The sequence below is a fragment of the Nonomuraea sp. 10N515B genome (genome assembly GCF_052245915.1).
In the GTDB taxonomy this organism is placed as follows: Bacteria; Actinomycetota; Actinomycetes; order Streptosporangiales; family Streptosporangiaceae; genus Nonomuraea.
The window spans coordinates 1-16714 of the sequence record NZ_JBQQBQ010000110.1 but is presented as its reverse complement, the minus strand read 5'-3'; the positions used below and the strand labels follow the sequence as shown (position 1 = coordinate 16714).

Sequence of the window (16714 nt, the reverse complement as noted above, 5' to 3'; positions counted from 1 at the left end):
CCTCGTCACGCTCGTCGGCGAACGCGGCGATGTAGGCGTCGACCTCGGCCTTGAGCGCTTCGGCGAGCATCCGGCGGGCGCCTTCGCGGACGAGTTCGTCGATCAGCGCGGCGGAGACCGGGCCGCCGGCCGTACGGTGGTCGCCGTCGGCGGGGTCAGGGACTACGGTGAGCATCGGGTGTGCCTTCCCGACCGACGTTGGCGCGTCGGCCATGCGTGAGAGACCTCAAACGATCACCGGGAAGGTACACCCCTTCCCGGCTGATCCACAGGTCTCAAGCATTGCTCGCGGTCGAGTCGGGCTTGCCGCCAGGCGGTTAAGGTAGGTTCGATTAAGGCCCAGCGGGCATCGGATATGTCACTGGGGTACGGCTTCCGCTTGCTCATGGCGGAACTTTTACCCGAAACATGTGATCGGTAGTGGCCTCTCGACTGATCAGGAGTTTCTGCCACGTTTCCAGACCAGACGCAATTTGAGTATCATTTGATAATCAAACGGGCGCGCTCATCGGCGATGAGGACTACTCGTATCTACACCTATAGGGCGGAGAGCCCAAAAGTCTGCGACCGCAGAGCGGGTATCTGCTAACCAACCATACCTAAACGCCCACTGAGAGTGCGTTAAGCGAGCTAATGCCCCTTTCGTCGTTGCGGTTGGTTGGATGAGGTCTGCTGGTCGGTCAGCCGCCGTTCGGCCTACGGGCGCGGCTGGCGCGGACACCGGACCGCTCGTGAGCAGGTTCTCTGCGTATACCGCGACTGAGCTGGTCACGGTCGGCCCGGTGTCCGCGGCGGCGGGCTTCACGCCGTAGGGCTTTACACGGACACCTACTGTCGAAGGTCCTGTCGAAGGTCGGTCGTCGCGGGACCGGCTGGGACGGCGGAGGTTCGAGGCCATGTCCAGGCGGAGCGCAGGATGAAGGCCAGGAGCAGCACCTCGATTCCGGTGGAGAGGCCGTAGAAGGGGGCCCAGTCCCAGGACTCCCCTACCGCGTTGAACACCGAGTAGGGGATGTAGAGCAATGCAACGACGAGGTTCGTGGCGCGGTTCACCCGGGCGGGCAGCGTCATGGAGAGCATCACCATCAGGGCCGGGATCGCCACGGACGCGAGCATCATGGTCAACAACGTCGGGCTGATGTCGAACTCAAAGACGACGCCGGCGCGGAGGTTGTCGATGACGCCGGGCTTGTGGAGGTGGAAGTAGTCGACGTAGATGTAGAGGAACATGAAGCTGGTCCACGCGGCGGCGAGCTTGGCCTGCACGGGGACCGGCGGGTTGTCGAGCAGGTTCGGGGTTTTCGTCCGGATGGTCATCGGTTCTTCTTTCGAGAGGAGCGGTCCGTCCTCCGGAGTGGCGGCAGGTCGGGGCGTACATACGCACGGGGTTGGGTCGTTCTCGTCGGTCCGGTCGTCAGACGGTGACGACGACCTTCCCTCGGGTGTGGCCGGCCGCGACGTAGCGGAGGGCGTCGGCTGCTTCGTCGACGTTGCGGGTGCTGCACACCCGTCTCCTCGGCGCCAAACGCCTTGGCGATCTGTACGGCGAAGGAGCCCACGCCGCCCGACGTGCCCGTGACCAGCACCGTCTGGCCCGGTCGAACGTTCGTGATCTTGCGCAATGCCTGCAACGCCGCCGTGGCCGAGGTGGGCACCGCTGGCGCGTCCACGACCGACAGGTTGGCGGGCACGGACAAGAGGTTGTCCGCCGGGACGCAGGCGGACTCCGCGAGCGTTCCAGCGGTGCTCTGGCCGAACACCTCGTCGCCGGGGCGGAGAGCGGTGACATCCTTCCCGACCGCTGCCGCCACGCCAGCGAGGTCCCTGCCAGGGATGCCGTGGCGCGGCCGGCGGAGCCTGAACGCCAAGCGCACCACGTACGGCTCACCGGTCATGACGAAGTAGGCGCCAGGATGTACCGAGGCCGCGCCCACCTGGACGAGTACATCGCCTCGACCGGGCAGCGGTAGCCCGACCTCGGACGACTCGAGCGCTGAGGGCGGCCCGCATCGTCGTCGCCCCGGCCGGACTCGCCCCCGGCACCAGGCGTGCTCCGGCATTCGATCGCTGTTCGATTCCCACAGAAGCCTCCTCACGTCCGAGCTACGACTCTCGCTGGTTCGTACATCGTACGTCGTACGCTGTACTACGATCGTACGCTGTACCATGACCGTACGCTGGACGATTGTCAAGCCGTTCGAGGGAGCGAGGAGACCCGTTGTCTGCGAGGGAACGACGCCAGGTCGCGTCAGATGCGGGGCTGAGCAAGAAGCGGGTGGTGGTCGAGGCGGTCCGGCTCGCCGACCGCGAGGGGGTCGGCGAGCTGAGCATGCGCCGGCTGGCTCGCGCGCTCGGCGCGGGCGCGATGTCGCTCTACTACTACGTGGCGAGTAAGGAGGAGTTGCTGGACGCCATGATCGACGTCGTGTTCGAGGAGATCGAGCTCCCGCCTGAAGAGACCGACTGGCAGTCAGCGATGCGACGTCGGGCGGTATCCGCCCGACAGGTTCTCGCACGCCACCCGTGGGCGATCGGCCTGATGGAGTCGCGGACATCGCCGGGGCCCGCGAACCTCCGCCACCGCGAAGCGGTCACCGCCTGCCTGCGGAGGGCTGGCTTCCCGGTCTTGATGGCGACGCACGCCAACTGGTTGCTCGACAGCTATGTCTACGGTTTCGCCCTGCAGGAATCCAGCCTGCCATTCGACACCGCCGATGAGTTCGCGGACATGGCCAAGGACGTCTTCCTGCCCCAGCTTCCTCCTGACGAGTTCCCCTACCTCAACGAGTCCGCCGCGGTGCTCGCCGCCGCCGGCTACGACCCGGCGGAGGAGTTCACCTTCGGCCTCAACCTCGTCCTAGCCGCCCTCGAGCCCCTGAGAGTGCCTACGTGAGCCTCCATCCGTGATGTCGTTATGTGATCGTGTGGATTTGTAGTGTTACCGCCAGTCTGCGGGTCCAGTTGTGCTGGGATGGCGCGGTGACTGAGCGCAAGCCGTACCCGAGCGACTTAACCGACGCTCAGTGGGCGTTGATCGAACCGGTCCTCACGGCATGGAAGGCCGCGCACCCCTCGGTCAGCGGCCACGAGGCGGCGCTACGGCGCACCCGCCGACTGTTCATCAACCGCGACAACCTGCGCGAGGCGATCCGCCTCATCGTCAACGCCACCCTGAAGGCGCGCGATGTCGTTCTGTGGGGTGAGGGCACCTCGTGCGCGTCCGACTCGCGCAAGTTCGGATCCTGGTCGGCGAATTTCATGACCGAGTGGCATCAGCGCTACAACGGGCCGGGGATCATGGTCTACTGGCACGTCGAACGGCGGTCGGTGTGCATCTACAGCCAGGTGACCTCCACGACCGCCTCCGAGGTGGCCTCGATGATCGAGGGCCTGCTGCGGCACCTGACCGATACGGAGATCGATCGCCAGTACACCGACACCCACGGAGCCTCGATCGTCGGGTTCGCCTTCTCCGAACTCCTCGGCTTCAAGCTGCTGCCGCGGCTGAAGAACATCGGCTCGGCGCGGCTGTACCGGCCCGGGACCGGCGAGGACGAGGCGTGGCCGCGCCTGGAGACGGTGCTGTCGAACAAGACCATCGACTGGGACCTGATCGCCCGCCACTACGACCAGATGATCAAGTACGCGACCGCGCTGCGGCTGCACACCGCCGAGTCGCACCAGATGCTGCGCCGCTTCACCCGCGGCGGCCCCAAGCACCCCACCTACCAGGCGATCGAGGAGCTCGGCCGCGTCATCCGGACGATCTTCATCTGCGATTACCTCGCGGACGAGGAACTCAGGAGAGAGATCAACGAGGGCCTGAACGTGGTGGAGAACTTTAACTCCGCCAGCAAGGACCTGTTCTACGGCAAGGCCGGCGACCTGACCGGCGACGACCGCGAGAACGTTGAAGTGTCCGCGCTGGCGCTGCACCTGATCGCCGCCGCCATCACCTACCTCAACACACACCTGATCCAGATCGTGCTGTGCGATCCGGCCTGGCGAAAACGGCTGAATCCGGCCGACCGGCGCGGGCTGTCGGGCCTGTTCTGGTCCCACCTGAACCTGTATGGCCGCTTCGAGCTCGACATGAATCGGCACCTGGAGTTGGACGGTGTTCCGCTCGGGCGGCCCAGCGCCCCGTGACGCACGGGGTTGGGCCAGGGCTGGCACCGCTCAGCCCTGTCGGCCCCGCCGTCTACTGCCGGATCGGCAGGCCAGGCGCGCCGGCGGCGATCTCTGCGGGCGGTACGGGCGTGCCACCGCGTCTCGGGTGCACCTGAGTGGTTACGGGCGCGCCCTCGCCGCAGCGTCCCGGACCGCGTGGTCCGGGACCGTCTCCGCCAGTTCGTCCAGCACCTCCAGCGCCTCCGCGGTGCCGATCCGGGCGATGGCGTCGACAGCCTTGACCGCGCGGGCCCTGGTGCCCCGCGCTACCCAGCCGGGGATCAGGGCGGCCAGGTCGCGGGCCGTCCGGCCGTCGCCGAGCCATCCCAGCGCGGGCAGTGCCCAGGCATCGCCGTGCAGGAACAGCGCCCAGCCCAGGTCGGCCAGCGAACGCCGGTCGCACGCCTCGCGGACCGCGTCCAGCCGCTCGTCCGGCTTCTTGGCCAGCGCGACGAGCCTCCTGGTCGCGTCGGCGGGCAGGGCCCGGCCGCCGCCCTTGAGCAGCACCTGCGGCAGGACATCGGGATCGGCGTACGCGGGCAGCCGGGCCGCCCGCCCCGGCGCGGTCAGCACCGCCGGGACGTCCTCGCCGGGCGCGTCCGGGACCCGCGGCGCCGGGTCCGGCCCGGGCAGCTCCGGATGCGCCTTGAGGTGCATGCGAAGCAGCCCGGCGGCCAGGAGCGCCGACGTCGAGTCGCTCGCAGCCACCGTGGACAGCACCCGCGCCGCCCGCACGGGGAAGCGCTCCATCGCCGCGAGCAGGTACTCACCCGCGAACTCCCGCTCGTACCGCTCCAGCAGCAGCTTGAACGCCTCGTCGCTCGGAATCAGGGAGATCAGCTCGACGAACCGCTCCCGCCACGGCTTGTAGATCCTGAGCCGGTCCCAGGCGTCGACCAGGAGCGGGGCGGCTGCCGGCCCCAAGCCGTCGGCCATCGTGGCGCGCATCCCGTACGTGAACGCGTCGAAGTCGGACTCCTCCAGTCTCCAGCCGAGCAGTTCGAGGTGCCGCGGCGTGCCCACCGACGCCCACAGTCGTTCGCGGTAGAAGGCGTTCGAGCCCCATTCGGCGGACGGCGGGTCGGCGCAGCACTCGTCCACCCAGTCGTGCCGTGTGGGCACCAGGTAGGAGACGACGAGCCGCCGGGAGCGGGTGCCGCGGTGCGCGGCCAGCCGTTCCACCGCCCGCCGGTACTCCTCCTCGGGGCAGAAGGCCAGCAGGCCCCGGACCCGGCGCAGGCTCACAGAGTCGACCTGCCGGAGGGAGTCCAGCGGGCGCAGGTCTTCCGCAGAGGAGGCGATGCCGCTCAGTTCGGCGAGCGCGCAGGCGGCGAAGGCGAGCCCGCGGGAGGCGATCCACCCGTCGGTGAAGGTTCGCGGCGCCTTGTTCCCGTTCTGCGCGCGGTCGACGATCGATGCGATCGCCGCCGCCCCGGCGGGGTCGTCAGCGCCGCTGAGGTACGCCCGCGCGTGCGCGACCAGGGCCGGGTCGCTCACAGCCGCCGACAGCACCGCCTCGATGTGGCCGCAGTGCTTCTCGGCCAGCTTCGCCGCCACGTTCGCGGCGCCGGGGTCGACGGTGTCGCTGGGCGAGACCTCGCCCAGCGACCGGTCGGAGACGCTCGGTTCCGCGGGGAGCGCGCCGCCCCGCCGGGGGTGCAGATCTCGGCGCAGGGGCTCGGAGAGGACCAGGACGTCCTCGGCTGGGGGGAAGTGATCGTCCATGGCGGATCACCGTAGCGGAACGGGGTGACACTCACCCCGCGTCCGGCAGATACCGAAGGTCGCGCTCCACCTCGGGACAGGCCGCGCTGGACGCCGCCCGACAGATCCGGACGCGGTGGATCCCAGATGCAGACGACCTTCCGTAGCCGTGTCCGGCTCGTTCATCTAACGAAAAACGTTTGACGAACGCAACCAAGGACACCCGGCCGAACGGGGACCTCCGTGCGCCGTGTCCGGTTCGGATGTTCATTTTTCCGTTCATCTTCGGTCATCCTCTGCTACCGTTCAGGTACCTCGCACATGACGTTTGATGAACGGAGGTGCTTCACGATGGCGCTCATCGGACTGGTCCAGGTCAGCACCGACAAGCAGAAAACCCAGCGGCAGCACGACGCCCTCGATCCGATCTGCCTGAAGGTCATCGAGGAGAAGGCCAGCGGCAAGCTCGCCACCAGCGACCGGCCCGACCTGCTCAGCGCACTCTCCTACATCCGCGAAGGCGACCTACTGACCGTCCAGGAAGTCGACCGGCTTGGCCGCAACCTCCTGGAAGGACTGATCGTCCTCAACGACCTGTTCCAGCAAGGCATCGGTGTCAAGGTGCTGGAGGGCATCGCCGTCGGCGAGCACACCGAACGCTCCTTCATCCTCGACCTGGCCCTCGCCCTGGCCGAGGACCGCCGCCGCGACATCGTCCGCAAGACCAAGAACGGCCTGGAGACCGCCCGAAAGCAAGGCAAGGTCGGAGGCCGCCGCCCCGTAGTCGACGACGACAAACGCGCCGCGATCCTCGACCGCCGCCGGCGCGGGGAATCCATCCGCACCATCGCCGCCGGGGTGAAGGTCTCCGTCGGCGTCGTCCACAAAACCCTCGCAGCCGCTGCCGAGGGCAACCCCACTGACCAGCCCCCGACTCCCTGAGGAACACGCCGTGCCACTGCCGCAGATCCCGCTCGACGACCGCGCGTCCTGGCCCTGGCCAAGGCCCGCCAGCAGCTCGCCCACGACTGCACGTTTCTGCCCACGTGGGACGAGCTGACCGACAAAGGAACGCGAGGACTCCCTGCCCAACGCCCGCAACTACCTGGAGTCGGCGGTCAACGCCGGGCTTGTTCCGGCCGTGGAACTGATCGACAGCGGATGGCGCGCGAGCCTGACCAACATCAACGACGAGATCGAGCGGCAGGCCACCGCCATGGCCACCGCGGCCGCCGACCTCCCGCTGCTGCTCTACCGGTTCCGCACCACCCCCACCGGCGGGATGAGCGTCGGGACCGTGCTGAACAAGCTGGCCGAGACCGCCGAGCACGTCGGCGAGTTCGCCCGCGAGTTCGGCGAACAGAACTGGGTCGACATGGACGAGGACGAGACCGCGGACTGGCGCAAGGTCCTCGCGGACCTGGAAGCCGCCGCCGCAACCTTTCGCCGCACCGTGAACGTCATCAGCTAATCCGAGGCCCTCGACATCAGAACGGCCAGTCACGACATGACGAGCCCGCCGAACTCCTTAACGTGACTGGCCGTAGCGGTGATTACAGAGAGCTACTTTGGGGCTGGTCACGCGGACCCGAGTGAGGGACCTTCGTCGCGGATACACGCAGCTCAGCTGTCACCGAGGCGAGTCGTAGATGTCGTCATGCTCAGCATGAATTGGCCTCATCAGCTCGGCTGTTGCTCGTCGGCCCGTGATGTGCCTGTCGCGCACCAGCGCCGGTATGCCCACAGTAGAAGCCTGAGCGGGTGTACCGCTCCAATACTGAGTTACGTGACCCGAGCTGCGGCTACGTGGCGTAATGATATTCGCTGATCATGCCGGCAACTACCGGTTTCCGGCGGATGGAACGCAGGGCGTTAAGTTCGGTCACCTCCCGGGCGGCCTGCGCTGTGGTGCTCAGGAAGGACTCGATGCGTATCGGCGTGACCGGCCACATGAACCTGACCCCGACGGCGGCCCGCCTCGTTTCGACGCGCTCCGCGCGCACCTTGCCTCGTTCACCGGCGAACTCGCGGGCGTCTCCTGCATCGCTCGTGGGGCGGACAGTCTGTTCGCTGATGCGGTGCTCGCGGCCGGCGGATCGTTGGAGGTGGAGTCCACTCGCTGACGGTGCCCATCTGAGGCCGCACGCACGTCGCTCTCCGCGACCAGCCGCTACGGCGCCGCCGCAAGCCGGCGGTCGAGGTCGGCCATGACCTGCTCAGGGCCGGCAGCGGTAGCCAGCGTCGCCTCGGTGATACCCGTCATGCGCACGTCGAAGGAGGTGACGGGCACCTCGGCAGGCGGTGCGATCAACGATTCCGAACCTACAGCCGCGTGTCGCGAGTTAACCAGCAGGATCTCGCGCAACGTGAGCTCGGCGGCCTTGAGCAGGCGAACACGCCCCCAGGGACGGCCGCGCGAGTGGCCATCACGCGCATCCTGCCGGGGCGTCGTCCAGCACATACGGGTTGGCCAGGCCGCGCTCCAGAGTGGCCCTCGGTCGTATCGGCACCTGATGATCTCAATCAGGTTCGCCTGGAGCGTGGCGAAGTGCTGTACGGACTCGCCGCTGGTCATTGAGTGGGACGTGGGAGAAGTGTGCGACGGACCCCGACCGTGGCAACCGCTGGGGGCAAAACGCCGGAGAGGCTCAGTCCGGGCGGCGTAGCAGGACCGCGGTGAACTGCTGGGTGCTGCCCCAGGGGGTCACGTGGTCTTCGCCGCTGGTCGCGATCAGCTCGTAGCTCGGGAACTCAGCGGCGAGTTCCCGATGGGTGTAGCGCACGATCGGCAATCCGCTGCAGGTCGTCGGCCCATCCGGCCCGAAGGTGGCTACGATCACTCGTCCTCCGGGGTGAAGGCACCGCTCGAGCGAGGCGAAGTAGTCGGCACGTTCGTCAGGCTCGATGAGGAAGTGATAGACGGCACGGTCGTGCCAGAGCGTGTACCGGCGGTTCGGACGCAGGTCGAGGACGTCGGCCATCTGGAAGATCACATGCTCGCCGGCGGGGCCGAGGCGGGACCGGACAGTGCCGAGCGCGGTCGTGGATAGGTCGACGGCGGTCAGGTCTCGGTACTGACGAGCGACGAGGTGGTCGACGAGGGTGGACCAGCCGGCGCCGACGTCGATGATCGGGTCGTCGGTTTCGACCTTGGCCTGCTCCACCAGGCTGAGGGAGAGTTCGGGGACCGACTGCCACCAGGAGACCGCGTCCACGTCCTTGGTGTCATGCACACCCTCCCAGAAGTCCTGGCGTGAGGTCGGGTCCGTGGGGCGAGCTGGATGCGACATGGCATCACGGTATTGCGCGGTATTGCGGCCGGACGCAATCCACGATTTAGGTCATGGAATCGTAAGATCCGCCGACACCCTCCCTGGCTAGGGTCGGCGCATGCCTGACCAGATCCCCACACCGACGCAACCGACCCCCGCGGGGGAGGTCGCCGCCTTGGTGGACGGCGGTGACATGGATTGCGGCAGCGGGCTGCTGCTGCTCATCACCCGCGCGATGCGCCGCCTGGAACCGGGCCAGGTGCTCGGGGTCCGTAGCGCGGAACCGAGCGTGGTCGTCGATCTGCCGGCCTGGGCCGACCTGGTCGGGCACTCGGTCGACGCGCAGGTGGGCGAGACGCCGGATGGGCCGTGGTGGTTCGGGGTGCGCAAGGCCGCGCCGGTGGACCAGCCGGTCACGATGTTCAGCCGGGGAGAGCGTACGCCCTTGGGGCAGCGGCTCTGGGCGTACACGAACTTCGACTGCAACCTCGCCTGCGAGTACTGCTGTGCGGAATCCTCCCCGCGTTCCGCGGCCCGGCGGCTGGAGCCCGACCTGGCCCGGGAGGTGTTCGGCGAGTTCCGTTCCTTGGGCGGCCGGGAGGTGTTCCTGACCGGTGGCGAGCCCTTTATGCACCCTCGGCTGACCGAGTTGGTGGACGCCGCCGAGGGGTTGGAGCGCACCGTGCTGACCAACGCCATGATCTTCGGGCGTGGGCGGCGGCGCGAGATGCTGGAGGCACTCGATCGGTCCGTGACGCTGCAGGTCAGTCTCGATTCCGCGATGCCGGACCTGCACGATCGGCAGCGCGGCGCGGGGTCCTGGGCGCGGGCGCTGGACGGTATCGGGCTGGCCGGGTCCCTCGGCTTCCGGGTCCGGGTGGCGGCGACGTTGTACGACGAGGATCCGGCGGCGGTGGAGGCCCTGCACCGCAGGCTGGACTCCGAAGGGATTCCGGGCGAGGACCGGTTGATCCGGCCGGTCGCCCGGGAGGGCTTCGCCGAGGCCGGGGTCCACGTGTCGATCGACACCCTGGAGCCCGAGCCCACTGTCACTGCGGACGGTGCCTGGTGGCACCCCGTGGCGGTGACCAACCCCCACATGCGTATCGCCGATGCGGCCCTGCCGGTCGCGGAGGTGTTCGGCGTGGTGCGGGACACCTTGGCAGTGCAGGACGCCGCGGCCCGGTCCGGACGGCAGGTCTTCCGCTGTGCCTGAAATGAACACCACTGCCGAGTCGCGGCGCCATTCCTCGGCCCGCCTGCTGCTCTCCCCCGCCACCGACCCGGTTCCCGCCGTAGAGCTTGCTGGAGAAATCTGTGCCCTTTTCTGAAGCGCCGTGAGCTGCTGCTCGGATCTGCCGGGCTGTTCCTGCTTGCCGCGTGCGGCACGCAGGAAGGACGCGCTGCCAGTGCATCCTTGATGATCTCCGCGATCCCGACCAGGACCCCGAGAAGCTGAACCGGCTGTGCCCGATGCTGGCCGACAGGTTCGCGGCCGTCACGAAGCTCAAGGTGGTCTACCGGCCGGTCACTGACTACACGGCCGTGGTCCGGGCGTTCGAGGTCGGTGACATCTACCTCGCCTGGATGGGCGGCCTGACCGGGGGCCAGGCCCGCAACCGGGTCCCTGCGGCCACGGCAGTGGTCCATCGCGATATCGACCAGGACTTCCACAGTGTGTTCATCGCGAACAAGGCATCCGGACTGAGGCCGTTCGAAGCGGTCGAGGGGGTGCGTGCGCTCGCCGGTCACACCTTCGGCAGCGGGACGTCCACCTCCGGTCGGCTGATGCCGCAGTACTTCCTGCGCCAGGGCGGCCTCGGCCAGGCCGCCTTCAAGGGCAAACCTGGGTTCTCCGGCTCTCACGACGCGACGATTGAGGCGGTCGCCTCCGGCAGCTTCGAGGTCGGTGTGGTCAACGAACAGGTGTGGAAGGCGACGCAGGCGGCTGGCGCAGTGGACCTGAGCCACGTTGTCACTATGGAAAATCGCCCCGTCCAGTCGGCCACCCCGGGACCGCGCCGCGGCCTGCAGCGCATCCACGACGAGCTCGGTCCGCATGTGGTCGGCGATCGCCCACCCGGCCAACCGCCGCGACCCCAGATCCAGCACGGTCGCCAGGTACAAGAACTTCCCGTCCCCGACGGGGGGATAAGTGATGTCCGTGTGCCACGAGCGCAGGAAGAGAGGTGCAGGAATGAGGTAGGCGCCTCTTTGAATGCGGTGCTGCGTGAATGATGAAGGTCTGGCCCTTCGGAGTCGCCCTGCGGGGGGAGACTTCAAACCACCACATGCTGCGTTGGCTGAAGACCGTCGTGGTGAGCGATGTGGAAAAGGCGTCGTAAGAGGCGTCAGGTGGGGATCGGGAAGGCGAGCGCGAGCGAATCGCTGATGAAGTGTCGAAAACTTACAGACGGCATCGAAACTGGGGGTGTGGATATGGCTCCAGGACTGAGTCTGGCGGATACCCGTCTACTGGCCAGATGGTGCCCGGCACGGAGGCGACGCGAGCCCGATCTGCCGCTTTCACGTGGAACGTGGGAAGGCGAGTCCCGATAGTGCTGCCTTTATTGGTGGCGAGAGGGAGAACCCCGAACGGCGGAAACCGTTAGGGACTGAGTACCGATGCGGAACTCGCTGGCGGACCGGCTCGTAGTAGCGATGAAACCCCTGTAATGGGGGTGGAGCGAAGGGGCCGGGTCATCCGTGGCTGTGTTCGTTCGATCAACCGGACGCTGTTCGGGAGGAGTCGCGTGGACGAGCTGAAGTCGTCTGGAAAGTCGTTTGACATCTCGAAGTGGGAAGTCTGGAAGGCATGGGAGAAAGTCAAGGCTAATAAGGGAGCGCCAGGAACGGACGGCTGCTCGATCGATGACTTCGAAAAGGATCTGAAGAACAACCTATATCGGATCTGGAACCGGATGTCGTCGGGCAGCTATTTCCCGCCTCCGGTGCGAGCGGTGGAGATACCAAAGCCGCATGGCGGAGGAACCAGAATTCTCGGTGTTCCTACCGTCGCGGACAGGATCGCGCAGACCGTGGTCGCGGCCCGCTTGGAGAAAGAAGTGGAACCAAAATTTCACGCTGACTCCTACGGGTATCGGCCGAACCGGTCGGCACTGGACGCGGTGGCGAAATGCAGAGAGCGCTGCTTCGGGCGCGGCTGGGTCGTCGATCTCGATATCCAGAAGTTCTTCGACAGCGTCCCCTGGGACCTGATGGTCAAAGCGGTGGAGGCCAACACCGATCAGCGTTGGGTGGTTCTTTACGTGGAGCGATGGCTTCGGGCTCCGCTTCAACTACCTGATGGCACCTTGCAAGAAAGAGATCGCGGCACCCCGCAAGGATCTGCGGTCTCGCCCGTATTAGCGAATCTGTTCCTGCACTACGCTTTCGACATGTGGATGGATCGGGAATACCCGACCACCTCATTCGAACGCTACGTGGATGACGCAGTCGTGCATTGCGTTAGCGAGCGCCAAGCCATGGAAGTGATGGAGGCGATCGGAAACAGGATGGTAGAGGTCGGGCTACGGCCACATCCGACCAAAACCCGGATCGTGTACTGCAAGGACGCGAACCGGCGCGGCTCATATGAGCATACATCGTTCACGTTCCTGGGGTTCACCTTCCGCGCTCGCGGATCGCGAAACAAGAACGGAGTGACATTCACGAACTTCTTGCCAGCGATCAGCAAGGAAGCCCTTAATAAAATCAGTGCCGAGGTGCGCGGATGGCGTATCCATCGACGCACAGGCCAAACCTTCGCCCAACTCGCACGGTTCATCAACCCGATCGTGCGAGGCTGGATGCAGTACTACGGAGCGTTCTATCAATCCGCACTGCGTCCCCTTCTGCAGCGCATCAACGCCTACCTGGTGCGCTGGATCCGCAGAAAATACAAACGGCTGGCCGGGTTCAACAAATCCAAGCAATGCTTCCAGGGCATCACACAGCGATACCCCAGGATGTTCGCGCATTGGAAATGGACCCGCAATTTCTGGTGATCAGGATGGCAAGAGCCGTGTAATGGGAGACTATTACGCACGGTTCTGTGGGAGCCGGAGGGTGAAATTCCCTCCGGCTACCCGACCCGACGTACTTGTGCCCCGGTCGAGCTGGTGGACTACCTGGCCGAGCAGCTGGGCATCGAGGGGGTGCCCGACCCGAACACCTCCCCTGGATCGACCCGACCCCTCCGGCCTGACGAGCGGCCCGGTGTCAGCGGCTTCACCGCTCAGAAATCCTCCGCCACGTCGTCAGTTCTGGTGGCCCCTCGCCACCCGCGGAAGGATTGACAACCATGACCGACGCCAGACTGCTAGGCGACGACAAGGCCGCGTTCATCGCGGCGGCCCGCTCAAATGACGCAGCACAGTTCGCACTCATCACGGAGCGCTACCGGCGTGAGCTGCAGGTGCACTGCTACCGGATGCTCGCGAACTACGAGGACGCCCAGGACATGACGCAGGAGACGTTCCTGCGGGCGTGGAACAAGCGGGAGTCGTTCAAGGGCTACGCTGCGCTGCGGACCTGGCTGTACCGGATCGCGACGAACGCCTGCCTCGACTTCCTGGACAAGCGCAACGACCGCACACCCGTGCCTGCCGAGCTGTCGGGCGCGGGCTCGGAAGTGCACTACCTGCAGCCCTACCCGGACCGGATGCTCCCGGAGGACCCGCAGGAATCGGTGGTGGCGCGGGAGACGATCGAGCTGGCGTTCATCGTCGCCGTCCAGCACCTGCCGCCGCGGCAGCGGGTGGTGTTCATCTTGCGCGACGTCCTCGGCTGGCCGGCGTCGAAGGCCGCCAACGCCCTCGAGCTGACCGTCGCATCGGTGACCAGCGCACTGCAGCGGGCGCGCGTGACGATGCGCGAGCAGCTGCCCGACCGCCGCCTCGACTGGCGGAGCCCTGCCACGCACGAGCTGTCGGATGACGAGCGCGGCGTGGTGAAGTCGTATATGGACGCCCATGAGCGCAACGACCTCGACGGGCTGATGGCCCTGCTGCGCGACGACCTGCGCTTCGCGATGCTGCCCGATCCGGGCACCTTGATCGTCACGGCCAAGGACGCGGTGGACGGCTGGGTCTCCGGTGGGCTCTTCCAGCGCGGCTACGACGACTGGCGCTGCATCGCCACGACGGTCAACCGCATGCCTGCCGCCGTGCTGTACCTCCGCACCCCCGACGACCCGGAATATCGTTTGTTCACCATCGCGGTCCTGCACATCGTCGACGGGAAGGTCGCCGAGCTCACCGGATTCGACGCCACCGACAAACCATGGCTGGGCCTGCCCGCGAGGCTGTGATCGGACAAGTCCTCATCGTCGACTCGTCCAGCGCACGGGGCGGCGTCACCGTCGTCCTCATCTTCAGCGAGTCGGTCAACAGCTCACTCGGAACGCAAGGAAGGGCCGGGAAAAGGTTCCCTCATCGCCGAGGGTCACGGTGAGCACGCCAGGAAGGATTTCGACCTGGCCTTACGAGCCGAGCATTTGGCCCGTGCTCATCGCATTTGGCCCGTGCTCATCGCCTCGTCTCGTATCGGGTCAGCACCACGCCGCCCGGAAATGTCCGCGTCTCGGCCAGGTTCAGGTTCACCCAGTTGTCCAGCGCGGTGAAGAACGGCGTGCCGCCGCCCACCAGGACCGGATGGGTGACGATCGCGTACTCGTCGATCAGCCCGGCCCGCATGGCCGCCCCGGCGAGCGTCGCGCCGCCGATGTCCATCGAGCCGCCGTCCTCGGCCCTGAGCCGGGCGATCTCGGCGACCGCGTCGCCGGTGACCAGGCGGGTGTTCCAGTCGACCTTGCCGATCGTCGATGAGAACACCACCTTCGGCATGTCGCGCCAGCGGCGCGCGAACTCGATCTCCGCCGGTGTGGCACCCGGCTGCTTGTCGGCGGTCGGCCAGTGGGAGCTCATCGCCTCCCACAGCTTGCGCCCGTACAGCGCCAGGCCCGTCGCGTCCACCCGGTCGGACCACCACTGGAACAGCTCGGCGCTCGGCGACGAGTCCGGTCCCTCCCCCCCACTCCAGCCGAGGTCGTCGCCGGGCGCGGCGATGTAGCCGTCCAGGGTCACGTTCATGCCGAAGATCAGTTTCCGCATCGTGCCAGCCTCCCGTGAGTCGATCTCACACGTACCGACGGGCGCGGCGCGGAAACCTAATCGGTGCGCGATCTGCGTCCGCAAGTAGTCCTCGCGTTCCGGACTCAGCACGGCGTACTCGGCGGGCTCGAGCACCACCGACCGGATCTCGATCAGATGATCGACCAATACCAGTTGTCCCATCGCCCGGTACGGGATCTCCTGGTCGATTACCTGCGCGAACGTGTCCTCTCGTCCCTCCAAGGCTCGGTGTGAGTTGGCGCGAACGCGTTTTCCGCCGCGTCCGGTGGCCATGGACTGGCCTGCCACCCGGCAGGGTCGAGCCGAAGTGTGGGAGCGGCTCACCAGCGGGATCTTCGTCCTCAGCACTGCCAGCAGCCAAGAGACGCGCGTTCGAGGGCTGGCCTGGTTTCTGGACTGGCTGGCCGACCAGCCGGGCGAGACATGGCAGGAGCGCTGGATGGCCAGCGGCGCTGACGCTGAGGGAGGCAACTGGCGGCAGGTGCCGATCGCCTGGCAGCAGGAGCGCGGCCGGACGTCGCGATGGCTACGGGAGGAGTTGTCGGGAGCGCTGGTGGTGGCGATATGCGGCGATATTGTCCGCCCCTCGCTAGGCTGCCTGGTGGCAGGAGCCGCGGGAAAGGGCTCCCTAACCCGCAACCTGGCCCGCACCCGCGATCCACAGGGATTCGCGCGTCTTCAGGCATTGTGCGACGCCGACCCGCACGTCTCTGACACGGCCCACAGTCTTACGCTGCGGCGGAGCGCGGAAATAGTCGCCGCTAAGGGCGGCATGCTGGCCGACATCACCGTGGGTGACACCCACCGTCGACCAGCGGCGCAAGAACGCCTCCGTGCTCCTGCAGGCCGCCCGCGAGACACTGCCCGGCCGACCGTTCACGGTTGGAGGCCAGACGCTTACCCGTTCGATCACCAAGACCGCCGAGAAGATCTGGGTCGACGACCCGGCCAACGGCAAGCGTCGCGACCTCGGCCTCGAAGACGACCACGCGTTCTGGAGCTGGGCCGCCGTCGAAACCCTTCGTCTCACGGGCTCCCGGGTCGAAGAATTGCTGGAGATCAGCCATCACAGCCTGATTCAATACCGCCTGCCCACCACCGGTGAGATCGTGCCGCTGCTGCAGATCGTCCCGTCGAAGACCGACGAGGAGAGGCTTCTCGTTGTGTCCCCGGAGGCGGACGTCTTGTCGACGGTCATTCGCCGGATCCGTCAACCGAACGGAACAGTCCCGCTGGTTCCTGTTTATGACCGCTATGAATGTGTATGGTGGCCACCGTCGCCGGTTTTGTTTCAGCGTCGCTTTCCTAGTACGGCAGTCACCATTCGCAGTGTGACCAGCACGGATGCGCGATAGGCCGTTGCGATCTTGTGATGGGAAGCGGGCACAAAGAGAGCAGCCGCTCGTGATCATGCCTGTGTGACGAGTACAAGAT

At 66.7% G+C, this 16714-nt stretch carries 13 protein-coding genes and 7 pseudogenes; 10 read left to right on the top strand and 10 right to left on the bottom strand.

The genetic code is table 11. The annotated features are described in order from the left end of the window. The 4 genes and pseudogenes from ACTWQA_RS56225 to ACTWQA_RS56210 form a co-directional block, all read right to left on the bottom strand. Positions 1-175 (bottom strand): annotated as a pseudogene (locus tag ACTWQA_RS56225) (IS256 family transposase); the annotation flags it as partial. A 77-nt stretch (positions 176-252) separates the two neighbouring features. Continuing rightward, positions 253-387: pseudogene (locus ACTWQA_RS56220) on the bottom strand (IS5/IS1182 family transposase); the annotation flags it as partial. Between the two features lie 441 nt (positions 388-828). Beyond that, positions 829-1317 (bottom strand): DUF6326 family protein, encoded by a 489-nt coding sequence (locus ACTWQA_RS56215; protein ID WP_443166990.1) that lies wholly within the window; start codon positions 1315-1317, stop codon positions 829-831. 428 nt (positions 1318-1745) lie between these two features. Beyond that, positions 1746-2060 (bottom strand): annotated as a pseudogene (locus tag ACTWQA_RS56210) (alcohol dehydrogenase catalytic domain-containing protein); the annotation flags it as partial. Between the two features lie 158 nt (positions 2061-2218). Between ACTWQA_RS56210 and ACTWQA_RS56205 the strand changes: the two are divergent. The 3 genes and pseudogenes from ACTWQA_RS56205 to ACTWQA_RS56195 form a co-directional block, all read left to right on the top strand. Beyond that, entirely contained in the window at positions 2219-2893 is a 675-nt protein-coding gene (locus ACTWQA_RS56205) for a TetR/AcrR family transcriptional regulator C-terminal domain-containing protein (RefSeq protein WP_443166989.1), read from the top strand. Between the two features lie 86 nt (positions 2894-2979). Beyond that, positions 2980-3066, top strand: a pseudogene (locus ACTWQA_RS56200) (transposase); the annotation flags it as partial. Between the two features lie 33 nt (positions 3067-3099). After that, positions 3100-4149, top strand: a pseudogene (locus tag ACTWQA_RS56195) (Tn3 family transposase); the annotation flags it as partial. Between the two features lie 141 nt (positions 4150-4290). Here ACTWQA_RS56195 and ACTWQA_RS56190 read toward each other — a convergent pair. Beyond that, positions 4291-5895, bottom strand: a complete 1605-nt coding sequence (locus ACTWQA_RS56190; protein WP_443166988.1) for a hypothetical protein — start codon at positions 5893-5895, stop codon at positions 4291-4293. 330 nt (positions 5896-6225) lie between these two features. Here ACTWQA_RS56190 and ACTWQA_RS56185 point away from each other — a divergent pair, with 330 nt between their 5' ends. Together ACTWQA_RS56185 and ACTWQA_RS56180 are read left to right on the top strand one after the other, a co-directional pair. Further along, a complete protein-coding gene (locus ACTWQA_RS56185; protein WP_443166987.1) occupies positions 6226-6816 on the top strand; it encodes a recombinase family protein in 591 nt (196 codons plus the stop codon). Between the two features lie 199 nt (positions 6817-7015). Further along, the gene (locus tag ACTWQA_RS56180) at positions 7016-7345 is read left to right on the top strand and encodes a hypothetical protein (protein ID WP_443166986.1); all 330 of its coding nucleotides are present in this window, start codon (positions 7016-7018) and stop codon (positions 7343-7345) included. Positions 7346-7676: 331 nt separating this feature from the next. Here ACTWQA_RS56180 and ACTWQA_RS56175 read toward each other — a convergent pair whose 3' ends face one another. From ACTWQA_RS56175 to ACTWQA_RS56165, 3 genes are all read right to left on the bottom strand, one after another. Beyond that, entirely contained in the window at positions 7677-7877 is a 201-nt protein-coding gene (locus ACTWQA_RS56175; RefSeq protein WP_443166985.1) for a hypothetical protein, read from the bottom strand. A gap of 167 nt (positions 7878-8044) precedes the next feature. Further along, entirely contained in the window at positions 8045-8449 is a 405-nt protein-coding gene (locus ACTWQA_RS56170) for a hypothetical protein (RefSeq protein WP_443166984.1), read from the bottom strand. Positions 8450-8522: 73 nt separating this feature from the next. Next, a complete protein-coding gene (locus ACTWQA_RS56165) occupies positions 8523-9164 on the bottom strand; it encodes an SAM-dependent methyltransferase (RefSeq protein ID WP_443166983.1) in 642 nt (213 codons plus the stop codon). A 100-nt stretch (positions 9165-9264) separates the two neighbouring features. Between ACTWQA_RS56165 and ACTWQA_RS56160 the strand changes: the two genes are divergently transcribed. Next, entirely contained in the window at positions 9265-10362 is a 1098-nt protein-coding gene (locus ACTWQA_RS56160; RefSeq protein ID WP_443166982.1) for a radical SAM protein, read from the top strand. A 257-nt stretch (positions 10363-10619) separates the two neighbouring features. After that, a pseudogene (locus tag ACTWQA_RS56155) lies at positions 10620-11069 on the top strand (PhnD/SsuA/transferrin family substrate-binding protein); the annotation flags it as partial. A gap of 39 nt (positions 11070-11108) precedes the next feature. Here ACTWQA_RS56155 and ACTWQA_RS56150 read toward each other — a convergent pair. Continuing rightward, positions 11109-11309 (bottom strand): annotated as a pseudogene (locus tag ACTWQA_RS56150) (DDE-type integrase/transposase/recombinase); the annotation flags it as partial. A 590-nt stretch (positions 11310-11899) separates the two neighbouring features. On the opposite strand from ACTWQA_RS56150, the gene ltrA reads away from it, so the two are divergent. Together ltrA and ACTWQA_RS56140 are read left to right on the top strand one after the other, a co-directional pair. Next, on the top strand, positions 11900-13153 hold the full coding sequence (ltrA, locus tag ACTWQA_RS56145; protein WP_443166981.1) for a group II intron reverse transcriptase/maturase: 1254 nt from the start codon (positions 11900-11902) through the stop codon (positions 13151-13153). 296 nt (positions 13154-13449) lie between these two features. Then, positions 13450-14457: an RNA polymerase subunit sigma-70 gene (locus ACTWQA_RS56140; RefSeq protein ID WP_443166980.1), complete on the top strand. Its 1008-nt coding sequence runs from the start codon at positions 13450-13452 to the stop codon at positions 14455-14457. 217 nt (positions 14458-14674) lie between these two features. Here ACTWQA_RS56140 and ACTWQA_RS56135 read toward each other — a convergent pair whose 3' ends face one another. Beyond that, the gene (locus tag ACTWQA_RS56135) at positions 14675-15259 is read right to left on the bottom strand and encodes a dihydrofolate reductase family protein (RefSeq protein ID WP_443166991.1); all 585 of its coding nucleotides are present in this window, start codon (positions 15257-15259) and stop codon (positions 14675-14677) included. A gap of 815 nt (positions 15260-16074) precedes the next feature. Between ACTWQA_RS56135 and ACTWQA_RS56130 the strand changes: the two genes are divergently transcribed. Next, positions 16075-16635, top strand: coding sequence for a hypothetical protein (locus ACTWQA_RS56130; RefSeq protein ID WP_443166979.1), 561 nt, complete (start codon positions 16075-16077; stop codon positions 16633-16635). The last annotated feature ends 79 nt before the right edge of the window (positions 16636-16714 follow it).